The sequence below is a fragment of the Neobacillus sp. SAB-20_R2A genome (assembly GCF_049568635.1).
Classification (GTDB): Bacteria; Bacillota; Bacilli; order Bacillales; family Cytobacillaceae; genus Neobacillus; species Neobacillus citreus.
The window spans coordinates 2,611,945-2,627,014 of sequence record NZ_CP145895.1 but is presented as its reverse complement, the minus strand read 5'-3'; the positions used below and the strand labels follow the sequence as shown (position 1 = coordinate 2,627,014).

Genomic DNA, 15,070 nt, shown 5'->3' with positions numbered 1-15,070 from the left:
TTTAAACCAACATTTGAAATAGCGTACTATCCTTATTTACTTCCCTGCAGTTAAAACCTTTCGTCTTGATTCGTTCAATTAAAGGGAAATAGTCTTCTCTATCCTTCAGCTCGATTCCAACTAATGCCGGTCCGGTTTCACGGTTGTTCTTTTTCGTATATTCAAAATGGCTGATATCATCGTTTGGTCCAAGGACCTCTAATAAGAACTCCCGCAGTGCACCTGGGCGCTGTGGAAAATTAACGATAAAATAATGCTGCAGTCCTTCATAAAGCTTTGAGCGCTCCTTGATTTCCTGCATCCGGCCGATGTCATTGTTCCCGCCGCTGACGATACATACAACAGTTTTACCTTTAATCTGTTCAGCATATGTATCCAATGCAGCAATAGATAAAGCACCTGTAGGCTCAACAACGATCGCATTTTCATTGTATAAAGATAGAAGCGTCGTACAAACCTTTCCTTCAGGTACAACTACGATATCATCGATAAGCTCTTTACAGATATTAAAAGTCTTCGTACCGACTGTTTTAACCGCCGCACCATCAACGAATGGGTCAATTTTATCAAGCGAGGTGACTTCCCCTTTTAAAACCGATTCCTTCATCCCAGGGGCGCCTTCAGGTTCAACACCGATTAATTTAGTTTCTGGAGAATAATGCTTCAGGTATGTACCCACACCAGCCATTAGACCGCCGCCGCCAATTGCTCCGAATAGATAGTCGATATTTTCATGACAGTCATTTAGAAGCTCGACACCTACTGTACCTTGCCCGGCGATGACGTCATAATCATCAAACGGATGGATAAACGTTCGGTTTTCTTCGCGGCTGCATTCTATTGCTTTTTCGTAAGCATCATCAAAGGTATCGCCTACCAAAACGATTTCGACGCTGTCCTTGCCCCAAAACTTCACTTGGTTTACCTTTTGTTTTGGTGTCGTATTCGGCATAAAGATTTTCCCGCTAATGTTTAATAGGTGGCAGGAATAGGCGACCCCCTGTGCGTGGTTTCCAGCGCTTGCACAGATAATGCCATTCTCTAAATCCTCGGGGCTCAACCTCTTAATACGATTGTAGGCTCCACGGATTTTAAAAGAACGGACACTCTGCATATCTTCACGTTTTAAGTAGACATGGCAGCCATAACGCTCAGACAATAAATGATTGTATTGAAGCGGAGTCGGCGAAATCACATCCTTGATGGTGTGACTAGCAATGATGATATCCTCCACATTAAATGTTTCGACCTGTTGACTCATGGTCAATTCCCTCCTCAAGTTTGAAAAAATCTCAGCTTTTATAAACAATAAAAAACCCGTCCCCATTGGTATAGGGACGAGTTAGCTCGCGTTACCACCCTACTTCCGCAGCATCCAATAAACAACTTGCTGCGGCTCTCGATCATCCGTACATTGTAATATACGTGTTCCATTGTAACGGCGGACTTCCCGGTGCGGCTTACTGGAAATATTTCAGCAGCACATCTCAGAGATGATTTTCAGACAAGGCCTGTCATCGGCTTCCACCAACCGCCGACTCTCTTTAGACAAACAGCAAATCCTACTCTTCTCGTCATCGATTTTATAAATCAATTTTTAATAAGGTTAACACCGAAAAAAGGGTCTGTCAATATTTTTAGACTATTTATATTATTTAGACAATTATTAAAGCGCTTTCATTTCCATTTCAGGACACAGATGTCATTTATTAAAATCCAGCTTCATTAAAAAGGACAATTACCCTATATTTCCACTAATTATGTTATAATAAAATATATAAATATTCTGATATTTAGAGGAGAGGTAAAAATGATTATTCCCTACAATGGTAAAACCCCTTCTGTTCATGAATCTGTATTCGTCGCTCCTGGCGCTTATATCGTTGGCGATGTTACCATCGGCAAAGACTCCACCGTTTGGTTTAACGCTGTTCTACGGGCAGATGACGGCCCGATCATTATCGGAGAACGCTGCAGTATCCAGGATAATTCCACCATACATATGTTTGAATCCTGTATCATCGAGGACGATTGCACGATTGGCCATAATGCCATCCTCCACGGCTGTAAAATTGGCAGGAAGACAATCGTCGGTATGGGCTCTACCATATTGGACAATGTCGAGGTTGGCGAGGAATGTATTATTGGAGCCAATACCCTGCTGGCAGGCGGAATAAAGATTCCGCCCCGCTCCCTTGTGTTAGGTTCACCGGGAAAAGTGGTCCGCGAGCTGACCGAGAAGGACTTGCAAATGCTGCAAATGTCCAGTGCCCACTATGTCCAGAAAGGGAAAGAATTTAAGGATATATTAAAATAACGTTAATAAGGGCACTTGCTTAAGCAGTGCCCTTTAGATAAATATATAAGTTTACATAATATTATTATACTAAATATTATTGTAATGATTTAATATCCTTAATGATCTGCTCATAAGGTACATCCGTTGCACCTTCGTACTTCTGAACAACAAACCCATTTTTGTTTACTAAATAAAACGAAGTGCTGTGCACATATTGATTTGACCCTTCCAGCTTCGCAGCCGGGGCCATAAACGACTTATTAGCAAAGCTTTCAATAAACTCCTGCTTATAGCCCGTGATCAAATCCCAGTTTGCGAAATCAGCCTCCACTCCACTCGCATATTGCTTTAGGACTGCAGGCTGATCCTGCTCTGGATCAATGCTAAAGGAGACGAGCCGGGTGTCCACACCTTCATCCGCCAATTTTCGCTGCAGCTCGGCCATATTGGCAGTCATTGGCGAACAAACCGTGTCACAGTTCGTAAACACAAAATCAGCCACCCAGACCTTACCCTTTAATTTTGATAGGCCAACTTGTTTCCCGTCTTGATTGATTCCTTCAAATCTCTCCACCTTCATGCTAAGCGGAAACTCTACCTTCTCCTTCTTTTCTTTATCCGCCGAACAAGAAGTAAGAAGCAGGACGGAAAATAATACAATTAAAAAACGTTTCATTCTCACAATCCCCTTTTGCTTAAAAAAAGTGCCGAGCATCCACTCAGCACCTTCTTTCATTTTTAGTTAATAAATTCTGTATCAATTAATGACGCGAAATCTGGCTTTTCCTTCAAGAATTTAAGCTCTACGGAAGAGTTAGCAAACTCTTGAATCACATCTTTATTGACATCAGTCGTGAAATGAATATTTTCCCAAGCAGCATCAACTACATCCTTAGCAAGGTCTTGCTTTGTAATCTCTTTAATGCTCTTAATTGTGATATCTTTTGCTTCTTCAGGGTTTTTTTCAATAAACGCAATAGCTTCGTCTTGTGCTTTCACAATTTTAGCAATAACATCTTTATCATCTTTAATTTTCTTGCCGCTTGAAACTAAGATTGTGTTTGGCAGTGTTTTACCAAAAGAAATTTTAGAGCTGTCGACGATAATTTTCGCGCCGCCGTCTTTCACTAACTGGGATGCCCATGGCTCTGGAACAGCCGCGATATCCACTTTTCCGGACTCAAACATGCTTGCATACTGGGCAGGGTTCCCGGTTACATGCTTCAATGTACCGCCAATCCGAGCCGAAGAGATTCCGAAATCCTGTAAAAATGTTTCCATTTGAACATCATGTGTACAGCCAACGCCTGGTGTAATAAACGTCTTTCCGTTGAAGTCTTCAACAGAATTAATGCCGCTCTTCTTGCTAGCTACAATGGCTGTACCGCCTGAAGAGGCACCTGCAAGGATTTTAACATCTGCACCGTTTGTAAAGTTATTCATAACTGGGCCAGGTCCAACTAAACCAGCATCAATATCGCCAGTTTTAAGAGCGGTCATAAATGCGCCGCCGTCCGGGAATGTTTTGTATTCCACTGTTACATCTTTACCCAATTCTTTTTCATAATAGCCTTTTGCCTTTGCAACCATAGCCGGAGCATGATCAATGTTTGGAAAATAACCGATGACTACTTTTTTAGCAGCCTTTTCTGAACTGCCGGAACTAGCTTCTTTTGAGCCACAGCCCGCTAGCGCTCCGAATACCAATAATAGAATAATGCTGATGATGGATACCTGCTTTTTCATCTTTTTCTCCCCTTTTAATCTCTAATTGCTAGTTTCTAAACCCCAGCGGCGCATGACATTTTTTTCAACGCGCTGGAAGAAGGTAATATCAACAATCGTTCCAATGACGCCGATGATGATCATAATCGCGATAACAAGGCTCATATTGCCAAAATCGGAGGCAAATTTAAGTGTATAACCAAGCCCCGGACCGCTGCTTAAAAGTTCCCCCGCCATGAGCGCTCGCCAGGCAAATGCCCAGCCAAGTCTGGCACCCGTCACGGCGTATGGGATGGATGCCGGAAAAATAACCTTAAGGAATAAGTCCAATCCCCCTGAACCCATCGTTTGTGCGGCTTTAATATATAGAGGCGAAACGTTTTTAATCCCCATCCGCATATTGATGGTCATTACCAAGGTGGCACCGAGAATGACGATAAACGTAACGGCTTGTTCGTTTAAGCCGAACCACATGATTGCAATTGGCAGCCAGACGATGCTCGGTACACTTTGCAGGGCCAAAATCAAAGTTCCAAGAGTCTCATCAGCGGTTTTATTTTTTGCTAAAAGAATGCCAAGACCGACACCAATTACGATGGCAAGTGACAATCCAATAGCTAAGCGCCGCAGGCTGGCAAGTATATCGTAGATTAGTGTTTTATCAGAAAAACCTTTGGCAAGTGCTTCGTAAACATCCGTTGGTGCCGGCATTAGCGCTGGTGAAATGTCAAAAATTCTTACTGCCCCCTGCCAGATGATTAAAAGCAGTGCAAAGAATATGGTGCGTTTAATTGTTTGCTGCATATGCGAGTTCCTCTTTCACAACTTTATCAATCTCGGATTGTAGTAATCCCATAATCTTTTCTTCCAATTTGGCCACCATTTGCGGATGGTTTGCGCGCGGCCTTGGGATTTTTACGTGAATATCCTCGAGAACCACTCCTGGACGCGTTCCCATCACAACAATCCGGTCTGATAGCTTAATAGATTCGCTGATGCTATGGGTGACAAATAGGATCGTTTTCCGTGTTTCAAGCCAAATTTTTTCTAACTCGGTATGGAGACGAGAACGTGTCTGCTCATCAAGCGCACCAAACGGTTCATCCATTAAAAGGACCTTTGGATTCATTGAAAGCGCACGGGCGATTGCCACGCGCTGCTGCATTCCGCCCGATAGTTCATGCGGTGAATGCTTTGTATAGTTGCTGAGCTGCACCATTTTTAAAAATTGGTGGGCTGTTTCCCTTGCTTCCTTCTTTTTCATCTCTTTGCGGAGCGGGAACATAACATTCTCTTCCACGGTCATCCACGGGAATAGAGCAGGTTGCTGGAACACCATCCCGCGGTCTCGGCCCGGTTTGGTAATAGGCTGGCCATTCAAGAGGACATCGCCGCTGGAGGGCTTAGTCAACCCGGCCACAATAGATAATAAGGTCGATTTCCCACAACCGGACGGCCCAAGAATCGAAACAAATTCGCCCTCTTTTATTTCCAGATTTATATCTGAAAGAACTGTACTTACCTCATTTTGATTAAGAAACTGCTTATTTACCTCATTAATGTGAAGAAACACTTCGCATCCCCACTTTCCCTATAATTCGCATTAATTTTATCGGATTTATATTGATTAAAATTTATTATAAAGGTTCTGTGGGTAAAGTCAATTATTTTTCTGCAAATTTTGCAAATTAATGATTGTGGGTTGGGTAAAAAAGGTCCAGGTTCCTCTGTATTTGTATATTTGGAAAATTCAAGGGGAAATCTACAGGAAAAAGGAGGATTCGTTGATGCAAAATGTATATCGTTTGGCATTCAAGTTTATACCCTGCTTGATTGTACTTGGGATCATTCTCGGTTTGTTTTTTGATTTTAGTTTTGGAGATGTCCTTTTGATAACGGTTGTACTGGGGATTGTCAGTTATGTAGTAGGAGATTTACTGATTCTTCGTAAAACCACCAACCTCTTGGCAACCGTGGCGGATTTTCTAGTTACCTTTTTGGCGGTGTGGTTAATGGGGCGAATGCTGACAAACGAAAATAATCTAATTTGGGCCTCGTTTATTTCAGCTGCTGCCGTGGCCTTATTTGAATACTTTTACCATGGTTTTCTTACGAATGAGAAAAACAAACAATTTACAAATACCTCGAGGCCTATCCAACAACAACCACATTTCCAAACAGAAGCTGCCGAGGAGTTTACTCCGGTAAAGCCGGACGTCAGGAGTTCGGACGAGAATAAGTAGGAATAACCTAATTCAGAGCATGGTTAACTCTTATAAAAAAGTCCTCATGGAACAATTCATGAGGACTTCTACCACAAAGGTTTACATAATATATTTATATGCAACCTTCTTATCTAGTCATAAGTTGTTATCCCTCACTCAATTCTGCAGTCTTCGCAGGAATGAGGAAGCTTAGCACAACCGTGACCAAACTTAAAATTAAAGCATAGAGAAAGACATTCTGCATGCCATTTACAATATTTGCAGTATGGTTAATAATCAACCCCATCACGGTAACGCCAATCGATGTACCGATGTTCCGCAAAAACATCTGCAGCGAGGTGGATACCCCTTTAATATTGGCTTCGGCGAACTCCTGCGAGGCAATCGTGCCGACTGCAAACAATAACCCAAATGAAAAGCCCTGTACCGTCAAAATTAAAAACAAATTCGTATATGACAAATCTTTAATAAACATAAACAGTGCAAGTCCTGATAACGCAGTAATAAAACTGCCGATAATAAATAACCGTTTATAACCGAATCGGATAATCCATTTTCCAGCAGGTGTACTGCCAAACATCCAGCCGACTGCAATGCTTAATAAAATCAAGCCGCTCTTATAAATACTCATATGCGAGCCCTCTTGAAGAAATAGCGGTATATAATTAGAGGTGCCAAAAAACGATAAACAGTACACTAGCATAAATAGATTCGTCATCAGGATGCCTCTATTTTTAAAAAGGGAAACAGGTAAAAAAGGATGCGCTTCCTTTCTTTCTACCAAAATAAAAATAATCATGCCAATTATGCCCGCTATCACATACCAGATAGCGTTGCCTACATTGGTAGATAATAATAGAAGGCTGACCGAAGCCCCAAATAAAAAGAAACCTTTATAGTCAATATGAGTTTTCTTAAATTCTGTATGCTCTTTATAAGGAAGCAAACATAATACAGTTGCTATACCAATCGGAATATTAATAAAGAAAATCCATCTCCAAGTCAGAGCCTCGACGAAAAAGGAGCCCATCACTGGCCCGACAATTGAAGAAATGGCCCAAATACTGCTGAAAACCGCTTGGATCTTGCCGCGCTTTTCAATCGTGAACAAATCTCCGACAATAATCATCGAGAGTGGAATCATGCCGCCTGCTCCAAGGCCCTGAATACCTCTATATATAACTAAGGAAACCATTGAGTTCGCCGTGCCGCATAAAATGGAACCTAATGTAAAAATCCCAACCGCAATCATCAACAGATTTTTTCGTCCATACATATCCGATAATTTTCCGTACAAAGGTACGGTTACTGTACTTGCCAGCATATAGACAACAAATATCCACGCAAACAACTCCATTCCGCCAAGCTGTTTGACAATAGTAGGACTAGCTGTCTGCATAATATTGGCGTCAAGCGCCGAAATGAGGGTCGTAATGACCAGCCCCCAAAATACATATTTATTTTTCCCCATATAAACCTCCGTGAAAAAGCCAAATATAACTCTTCCGATTTTTTACATATATATGATTTCAGACTAAACTATTATAGCAAAAGGTTTACTAATTTTTTATTTTTTAAAAAGTAAGAATAATCGGCGCCTGGACATATTTTGCATTAGAACTGCCCCATACCTCTCCAAAAAAAAAATAGTTCTCATGCAAATGATGCACAAGAACCGTCCCCATGTTTCATTTTTTTAATAATGGCTGCGTAATTGTTGGGAGGGTGACTTCTACGGTTGTTCCTTGGTGTACTGCGCTTGTAAATTTGATTTGGCCGCGGTGGCCTTCGACTATTTTGAAACAGGTCATTAGTCCGAGACCGGTTCCTTTTTCTTTTGTTGTATAGAATGGCTCTCCTAGTGTTAGAATCCGTTCTTCTGGTATGCCCACCCCTTCGTCGGTAATCCGGATGGATATTTTGCCTTCTTCCTTTACCCCTACCGTTACAAAGATATCGCCGCCTAGAGGCATGGATTCAATTGAATTCTTCAAGAGATTTAAAAAAACTTGCTTTAACTGATTTTCTTCACCAGATATCATCGGGAGCTCTTCAGCAATTTCAGTATAAATCTGCACATTATTAATGATAGACTGAGTATTTATTAAGGTAATAACATCATGTAACAATAGTTCAATATTCTGTTCCTTGAAAACAGCCGCGGATGGTTTGGCCAGAACCAGGAATTCGCCCACAATGGCATTAATACGTTCCAGCTCTGATAATACGATATCATAATATTCACCCTGTTCACTGTTTGCTTTGAATAATTGGATAAATCCCTTAATGGACGTAAGCGGGTTGCGGATTTCATGAGCAATTCCCGCCGCCATTTGGCCGAGCAAAGCCAATTTTTCGGATTTTTGCAGAAGTCTTTCTGTTTCCTCTCTTCGGGCTGTGACATCCTTTCCAACCACGAGGATCGCTTCTTTTTTTCCAAAAACAATCGATAAGGGGGTAACTTCAAGAAAAAATTCCGTTCCGTCGGTCCGTTTAATTTTATATTCAATAGTAGCAAGGGGGCATTTTTCTTTCTTAATTAGCTTGATTCGTTCTTCGAGCCGTTCTTTATACTCAGGCGTGATAAATTCAAAAATAGACTTCCCAAGAACTTCTGCCAAGTTTTTGGCGCCAACCATACTAAGAGCTGCCCGATTTCCATAAACAATTTTCGTATCCTGATAAATAAAGATAGATTCAGGGAGTGAATCAAGTAATCTCTTATAGCTTTCTTCACTTTCACGTGCTTTTTTTTCAAAAAATCTGGCCTTATCGTATTGCCAGCCAACAAACCAAGCAATCAGGGTAAAAAGGAAAAAGTCAAATGTAAAGAAGGGTTCATGATACATAATCTTTTGGTAGGTAGTAAAAATGAGTGATAGTAGCAGCAAAATGATTTGTCCTGATTTATTCATGTCCATTCCTCTTTGTGTATGTAGGTTACCTGATATAATTCGACGAAATCACAAATAATCCTTTATCATTCTCCAACTTTTTCATCTCAAGGAAAAAAGGTCCAATATAAAAGGCATCTATTTTATGCCTTGTTATAAATTAATTATTCGTTTTCCAACTAGGTCATTAAGAAGAAAAAACCACCTGAAAAAAACTCAGGCGGTTCTTCTTATAGACTATCAACCCAGTGCATAAATTCCCCAACAACCCGTAAAAATTCTTCCGGTTCCTCAATATATGGCATATGGGCACTGTTTTCAAATACATGAAATTTTGAGCCAGGTGTTGAACGGCTGTAATGCTCTGTTGTTTCCGGCGTAGCCTCATCGTACCGGCCACACGTATAAAGTGCGGGGCAAATGATTTTCTTCAATTGTGAGGTGCAGTCAAATTCTTTTAAATTCCCCAGTACCGTAAATTCGGATGGTCCCCACATAATATTGTAAATTTCGGAGTTTCGGTATTCAGGGTGCGCTTTTAGATGCTCAGGTTTTGGAATCCGACAGACAAATTCTTTGCTGAACACCTCGATGGCTGCCTCAAACTCTTCCGAATCCGTGGCTCCGTCTTCTTCACAGCGTTTTATGGTATCTTGGACTTCAACCGGCAGCTTTTTCAAATTCCGCTTTTGATCCTGTTCCCATAATGGCGCACTCAGGCATGGGCTTGAAAAAATGACACTTTTCACCCCGCTCGGTTTCGTTAAACAATAGGCTGCCGCTAGTGTGGTTCCCCAGGAATGCCCAAGAATATGTACTTCATCAAGGTTCAAAGCGGCGCGAATTTGTCCCAACTCTTCCACGAATCGATCCAACTGCCAAAGTGAATCATCTTGTGGCCTTTCTGACCTGCCGCAACCTAATTGATCGTATAGAATGACCGGGCGGTCTGCCGCCAACTTCTTCAACCCCTGTAAGGAAAAGCAAGATGAACCCGGACCACCATGCAAAATAATTACCGGTGTGTTCCCCGTTCCATGATCATATTTCTCATACCAAACTTTCCCACCGGTTACGTCTATGTATCCTTCTGTCCGCATTAGAATTTCTCCTTTAATATTTATCTTGATTTTGTTTAAGACTATTTTACATCATTTATCTACAACAGAATATTAGGGACTTATGAATAATTTTAATTTTACTTCCCACTCTATAGGATGTCAGGGAGGTGAAAAACACAATGGAACAATCGCCTAGTAACAAACAGCAAAAAGGAAAATCACTGACGAGCGGTCAGAATTCTGGAACTCAATACCATGAGGAACATGCCGGAAGTATAGAAGGGTACGGCCAGCCTCACCCCATTACTAATAGCATCGATACTAAAACGAATAACACAAAAGCATAAGAGCTGGCCAAGAGTGAATTTTTCGTTCACTCTTTTTTTACGGACTCATTATATTTTCAGTAAAACAAAATGAGATTGGGATTTGCTCCAATCTCTTTGTTGTTATTGAAATATTAACCTGATTTTCTGGCAATAATCTTCCCCTTCAATGAACCACTTAACACACCTGCATTCCAATACACCATGCCCATGGCAGTTAAAAGAAGGACACCGGTTACCAGGAACACACTTTGAACCGGTAATATTCCGCCTAAGAAGCCACCAATCATCGGACCCGTCATGCCGCCAATCTGATTGGCGGTTTGGTTTAATCCAAAGGCACGGCCACGGAATTCATCTGGCGTGGATTTTACGACCAAACCGTTTAACGCTGGATAAACCGCGCAGAAGAAGACGCCAAACATGAAGCGGATGATAGAAAATCCCCATATTTGCGAGACCAGTACCTGGGCTAACATGCCGATGCCGCCGCCCATCAAGCCTATGAATAACACCCGCTGAAAACCTACTTTATCGGCCCATTTTCCCCAATACGGGGCAAATAAAGCACTAGCGATACCTGGAAGTGAAAACACGATACCGGCAATTAAAGAGGCGTTATCGGATGACCCGCCCAACTTTACAACATATAAAGGAAGCACCGGTTCGATCGTCATGATGGAACAACTTGTTACAACTGTTAAAATGAGCACAAGAAATAATGGCCGGTTGGTCATCGCTGTCTTAAAATCATTTCTTACAGAGCCCCCGCGCTCTTTGTTAGGCTTGAAATTTTCTTCTTTTACCCAAAAAATAATCAGCAGCGTGGCGAGGAATACAAATACTCCACCACTGGCAAAGGCAAGCCGGTTACCGACAAGATGTGCAATACCCCCGCCTAATAGTGGACCAAGGATGCCCCCTGATGCTGATGCTGAGGAGATCATGGACAAGGCATATCCAACTTTTTCATTCGGAGTATTGGTTCCAATCAAAGCAATTGCACCTGGAATAAACCCACTAAGTAACCCCTGTAAAATCCTTAATGCTAAGATTTGGTATGGATTGGTGACAAATGCCATTAACGTATAAATAACAAAAAGGGCAATTCCAGCCCTTATAATCATTGGTTTTCTTCCATATTTATCGGCCACACGCCCCCAAAACGGTGAAGCGAAAGCACCAGCAAAGAAAGCAGCACTAAAGAGCACACCCGACCACATTTCAGCGTGATCATGCACCCCTAATTGCAACAGAAATATCGGTAAAAAAGGAATTACCATGGAAAAACTGGCTGATGTAAAGAACACGCCAACCCAAAGCACCCATAAATTTCGTTTCCACATTAGCACGTTTTCCATCTCCTAAATTGTACTTTTTTCCAAAAATTTAAATTTAATACTGTCATAATATCATAAACTAAAATTATTTTCACTCCCGAAATATCCGGTTGTTGAAATATAAATATCCCAAGTATTTTTACTTGGGATACTTTTATCGCTATTGTAACGGAAGAGTGACCTCAATAATGGTGCCCTTCTTGTCACTCCAAAAATGAACGGTGCCGTGATGGTTTTCAATGATTTGTTTTGAAATCATAATTCCGAGCCCTGTGCCATTTTCTTTGGTCGTAAAGAATGGTTCACCCATTCGTTTTAAAATGTGCGGCGGAATACCGTCACCCGTATCCTTAAAGAAAATCTGCACCTTGTTCTCACCAATTGCTTTCATTTCAATAATGCAGCTGCCACCATTCGGCATTGCTTCAATAGCATTTTTTAAAAAGTTGATAAAGACCTGCTTTAACTGATTTTTATCCCCCTTGATGGTGATTGGTCCATTTGTATTAACCACTTCAATACTAACATTATTCATAATTGCTTGGGTATCGATTAATGTTTTAATATCTTCAATCAAGGCTGGCAAATAGACGGATTCGAACTTAACATCCTGCGGTTTGGCTAGAACTAGCAATTCACTGAGGATTAGTTCAATGCGATCTATTTCCGATTCAATTATTCCAAAATAGGTTTGATCTTCCATTTTCCTTTCCATTAACTGCAAAAACCCTTTAATGGCTGTCAGTGGATTTCGGACCTCGTGGGCAATGCCTGCTGCCAATTGCCCGGCAATGGTTAATTTTTCAGAGTTTAGCAAAAGCTCCTGCGTCTTTTTACGTTCAGTAATATCCCGAATAATCACATGTTGGGCATAATGATTATTGAAAAATGTAGGAATTCCTTTTATTTCAGCATCAAAAACTGACCCATCCTGGCGGATTACTTTGTAATCCCTAAAATCGACCGTTTCACCATTAGAAACGGTTTGAATCCGCTCCTTCACCTCTTGATGGTAATCAGGGTGAATAAAATAGAGAAGTTCTTTTGATAGAATCTCTTCGGCATTGGCAGCACCTAGCAATTCAATACCTGTTTTATTTACAAAAATAATATCCTTATCCTGAGCAATGAGTACAGCATCCGGGGAATGTTCAACTAATTCGCGGAATGCCTTCTTACGGCTCCACAATTCCTCTTCCGCTTTAATCCGTTCAGTAATTTCCCTGACAACTGAAACAACCTCCACTATTGTTTGTGTATCCGGGTCAAAAACCGGTTTACTGAGTGCCTCCACCCAAATCAAATTTCCATCTTTTCTGCGGATCCGATACTTCCCGCGGATGCTTTCCCCACCTAAATAGGATAATTTTCGATCGGCATAAGCCTTTTCCCAATCTTCCTCATGAACGATAAATGAAAAAGTGGTTCCAATTAATTCGTCGGCTTTATAACCGGAAATCGTTTCGCAGGATGGAGAAATATAAATAATTTTCCCTAATAAATTTGTACAGACGATTGTATCAAGAACATTTTCCGTTAATACGCGGTGAAACTCTTCTATTTTCCGAACTTCTGTCTTTTTTTGTTTTAATAGAGTAATATCTTTTAAGACAGCTATCACCCCAACGATTTGGTTATCGACACTGATTGGTATGTTTGTAATATTGACATCATGGATGGCACCGCTTTTGTTGTTCAACTGGCAGTCGAAGTTTTCCAACTGACCCAATGATGTCTTATGAAAATGATGGAAAACGTTGTCTAAGCTATCAAGCGGAAAAAAAGTCTGCAGTTTCATCGTTATCACTTCTTTAGCAGTATACCCACAAAGCATCTCAAATGTCGGGTTAACCCTCACTATATTCCCTGCAGTATCTAATAATAAAAGCGCATTTTGGCTGCGTTCAAACAGCATTTCGTAATCAGCAAAACGTTCCCCTATGTATTTTTTTAATAGCTGGTTCTTTTCATTCTTAATATTTTCAACAGGACTGTTCATCTTTCTCTATCAGTTCCTTTCCTACTTTATACCTATACAAAAAAGCCAAGATAGGATCATCTCCCATCTTGGCTTGTGTCTAGCTCAATCAAAATTGTCTAACTCACTTCCGCCCTATGATGTTGGTGATAAGATTAGAACGATGGCACTTTTATCTAATTGAAAATCCCAATCCACAAAAATGTCTGTCACTTTTGTTTGAAGAATGCCTTCGAAATTACCTTTATTATGTAATAATCTTTTTTCAAGATTACGTTTAGAGATCTTTAATATTTCGGAATGGCCTAACCGAATTAACTCCCTCTCAATCGGAACAAGTATTCCCTTCCTAATCACAACCAATGTTCGATTGTTAATGAAATAGGAATCAATCTTCTCCGGTTCTTTTTCAGCCTGAATGCTGATGACCCTGACTTCTTCATGTATTGAGTTTCTTCCACTGTACTCCGCATTATTTTCGTCTTTCGCGGGATCAGAACCGATACAGACAAACATCCCGCTTTTATTATGCAAGCCCCAATCATAATAAAACTCTTTAATATCCAATCCGGTTAAGATCTTCATATATGCCTTAAACTCTGGAATGAGTGTTTCCATTAAAATATCCCTAGTACTTTGGACCAACTGTTTTTGCTTTTGTTCCAATAAAACATTCTCAGTCGGCGAGATGAAATTTCGTAAATACACTGTAATAAAAGCCTGATTGACCGAAACATAAACGGATTCGGGTCCCTTTCCAAAGGCTTCACGCAGTGCTCTGCCAATATAGCTTGAAAGTTCCATTTGAAGCTGCTTGCTTTCCAATAAAACCATCCTCTTATTGAGATAAAAGCATTTTTTCTTTTATCCCCAATATATTGTATATTTTTCTGCTAAAATTTTCAATGATTTTCTACTATTTGCCATTGACAAATAGTAAAAGCATTTAAATTTACATATAAATATTATCTTATATAAATAAAATAATTATTCATTTTTATACTGAACGGCAAGTCCGTTTGCATTGGTCATCCGCTGCCAACAAGCGCATCTGTTGTCGTTATTTGAGAGATGTTCAATAATAGCCGCCAATCTTGAATGATTCTGCCGATATTTGGTGATAAGTTTTTCACGTTGCCTGCAGGAAAAAAACAGTCTTTTCTAAAATTTAATTAAAAAGACGAAAATCATTGTCTAACGAAATTAGTTGAAAGGTGGTTAT

At 40.6% G+C, this 15,070-nt stretch carries 14 protein-coding genes and 1 other annotated feature; of the genes, 3 read left to right on the top strand and 11 right to left on the bottom strand.

The features are described 5' to 3' along the window. Position 1 precedes the first annotated feature (1 nt). On the bottom strand, positions 2-1,261 hold the full coding sequence (ilvA, locus tag V5M37_RS12820) for a threonine ammonia-lyase IlvA (protein ID WP_423802262.1): 1,260 nt from the start codon (positions 1,259-1,261) through the stop codon (positions 2-4). Between the two features lie 69 nt (positions 1,262-1,330). Then, positions 1,331-1,587 (bottom strand) — a binding site (T-box leader). Between the two features lie 223 nt (positions 1,588-1,810). Between ilvA and V5M37_RS12815 the strand changes: the two genes are divergently transcribed. Further along, the gene (locus V5M37_RS12815) at positions 1,811-2,317 is read left to right on the top strand and encodes a gamma carbonic anhydrase family protein (protein ID WP_213140161.1); all 507 of its coding nucleotides are present in this window, start codon (positions 1,811-1,813) and stop codon (positions 2,315-2,317) included. A gap of 76 nt (positions 2,318-2,393) precedes the next feature. On the opposite strand, the gene V5M37_RS12810 is transcribed toward V5M37_RS12815, so the two are convergent. The 4 genes from V5M37_RS12810 to V5M37_RS12795 all read right to left on the bottom strand — a co-directional run bounded on the left by V5M37_RS12810 (position 2,394) and on the right by V5M37_RS12795 (position 5,597). Then, on the bottom strand, positions 2,394-2,975 hold the full coding sequence (locus V5M37_RS12810; RefSeq protein WP_423802261.1) for an SCO family protein: 582 nt from the start codon (positions 2,973-2,975) through the stop codon (positions 2,394-2,396). A gap of 62 nt (positions 2,976-3,037) precedes the next feature. Then, the gene (locus tag V5M37_RS12805) at positions 3,038-4,045 is read right to left on the bottom strand and encodes an ABC transporter substrate-binding protein (protein ID WP_213140163.1); all 1,008 of its coding nucleotides are present in this window, start codon (positions 4,043-4,045) and stop codon (positions 3,038-3,040) included. A 21-nt stretch (positions 4,046-4,066) separates the two neighbouring features. After that, positions 4,067-4,828 carry an ABC transporter permease gene (locus tag V5M37_RS12800; RefSeq protein WP_213140164.1) on the bottom strand — a complete coding sequence of 254 codons (762 nt, stop codon included), beginning with the start codon at positions 4,826-4,828 and terminating at the stop codon, positions 4,067-4,069. After that, positions 4,812-5,597: an ABC transporter ATP-binding protein gene (locus V5M37_RS12795; RefSeq protein ID WP_423802260.1), complete on the bottom strand. Its 786-nt coding sequence runs from the start codon at positions 5,595-5,597 to the stop codon at positions 4,812-4,814. The genes V5M37_RS12800 and V5M37_RS12795 overlap by 17 nt, the downstream gene beginning before the upstream one ends. A 214-nt stretch (positions 5,598-5,811) precedes the next feature. Here V5M37_RS12795 and V5M37_RS12790 point away from each other — a divergent pair, with 214 nt between their 5' ends. Continuing rightward, a complete protein-coding gene (locus V5M37_RS12790; RefSeq protein ID WP_423802259.1) occupies positions 5,812-6,267 on the top strand; it encodes a YndM family protein in 456 nt (151 codons plus the stop codon). A 127-nt stretch (positions 6,268-6,394) separates the two neighbouring features. On the opposite strand, the gene V5M37_RS12785 is transcribed toward V5M37_RS12790, so the two are convergent. The 3 genes from V5M37_RS12785 to V5M37_RS12775 form a co-directional block, all read right to left on the bottom strand. Continuing rightward, positions 6,395-7,720, bottom strand: coding sequence for an MDR family MFS transporter (locus tag V5M37_RS12785; RefSeq protein ID WP_423802258.1), 1,326 nt, complete (start codon positions 7,718-7,720; stop codon positions 6,395-6,397). 217 nt (positions 7,721-7,937) lie between these two features. Next, complete coding sequence (locus V5M37_RS12780; RefSeq protein WP_423802257.1) at positions 7,938-9,164, bottom strand: ATP-binding protein; 1,227 nt, start codon at positions 9,162-9,164, stop codon at positions 7,938-7,940. A gap of 209 nt (positions 9,165-9,373) precedes the next feature. After that, positions 9,374-10,243: a proline iminopeptidase-family hydrolase gene (locus V5M37_RS12775; protein WP_423802256.1), complete on the bottom strand. Its 870-nt coding sequence runs from the start codon at positions 10,241-10,243 to the stop codon at positions 9,374-9,376. Positions 10,244-10,371: 128 nt separating this feature from the next. Between V5M37_RS12775 and V5M37_RS12770 the strand changes: the two genes are divergently transcribed. Continuing rightward, entirely contained in the window at positions 10,372-10,551 is a 180-nt protein-coding gene (locus V5M37_RS12770) for a hypothetical protein (RefSeq protein ID WP_423802255.1), read from the top strand. Positions 10,552-10,664: 113 nt separating this feature from the next. On the opposite strand, the gene V5M37_RS12765 is transcribed toward V5M37_RS12770, so the two are convergent. The 3 genes from V5M37_RS12765 to V5M37_RS12755 all read right to left on the bottom strand — a co-directional run bounded on the left by V5M37_RS12765 (position 10,665) and on the right by V5M37_RS12755 (position 14,682). Further along, the gene (locus V5M37_RS12765) at positions 10,665-11,882 is read right to left on the bottom strand and encodes an MFS transporter (RefSeq protein ID WP_423802254.1); all 1,218 of its coding nucleotides are present in this window, start codon (positions 11,880-11,882) and stop codon (positions 10,665-10,667) included. Positions 11,883-12,030: 148 nt separating this feature from the next. Beyond that, entirely contained in the window at positions 12,031-13,869 is a 1,839-nt protein-coding gene (locus V5M37_RS12760; protein ID WP_423802253.1) for a PAS domain S-box protein, read from the bottom strand. A 114-nt stretch (positions 13,870-13,983) separates the two neighbouring features. Beyond that, a complete protein-coding gene (locus tag V5M37_RS12755) occupies positions 13,984-14,682 on the bottom strand; it encodes a Na-translocating system protein MpsC family protein (RefSeq protein ID WP_423802252.1) in 699 nt (232 codons plus the stop codon). Positions 14,683-15,070 lie beyond the last annotated feature (388 nt).

Coding starts and splice junctions, on each gene's coding strand:
- V5M37_RS12805 (WP_213140163.1), bottom strand. CDS start 4,045: ATGAAAAAGCAGGTATCCATCATCAGCATTATTCTATTATTGGTATTC.
- V5M37_RS12785 (WP_423802258.1), bottom strand. CDS start 7,720: ATGGGGAAAAATAAATATGTATTTTGGGGGCTGGTCATTACGACCCTC.
- V5M37_RS12810 (WP_423802261.1), bottom strand. CDS start 2,975: ATGAAACGTTTTTTAATTGTATTATTTTCCGTCCTGCTTCTTACTTCT.
- V5M37_RS12780 (WP_423802257.1), bottom strand. CDS start 9,164: ATGAATAAATCAGGACAAATCATTTTGCTGCTACTATCACTCATTTTT.
- V5M37_RS12815 (WP_213140161.1), top strand. CDS start 1,811: ATGATTATTCCCTACAATGGTAAAACCCCTTCTGTTCATGAATCTGTA.
- V5M37_RS12775 (WP_423802256.1), bottom strand. CDS start 10,243: ATGCGGACAGAAGGATACATAGACGTAACCGGTGGGAAAGTTTGGTAT.
- V5M37_RS12755 (WP_423802252.1), bottom strand. CDS start 14,682: ATGGTTTTATTGGAAAGCAAGCAGCTTCAAATGGAACTTTCAAGCTAT.
- ilvA (WP_423802262.1), bottom strand. CDS start 1,261: ATGAGTCAACAGGTCGAAACATTTAATGTGGAGGATATCATCATTGCT.
- V5M37_RS12790 (WP_423802259.1), top strand. CDS start 5,812: ATGCAAAATGTATATCGTTTGGCATTCAAGTTTATACCCTGCTTGATT.
- V5M37_RS12760 (WP_423802253.1), bottom strand. CDS start 13,869: ATGAACAGTCCTGTTGAAAATATTAAGAATGAAAAGAACCAGCTATTA.
- V5M37_RS12800 (WP_213140164.1), bottom strand. CDS start 4,828: ATGCAGCAAACAATTAAACGCACCATATTCTTTGCACTGCTTTTAATC.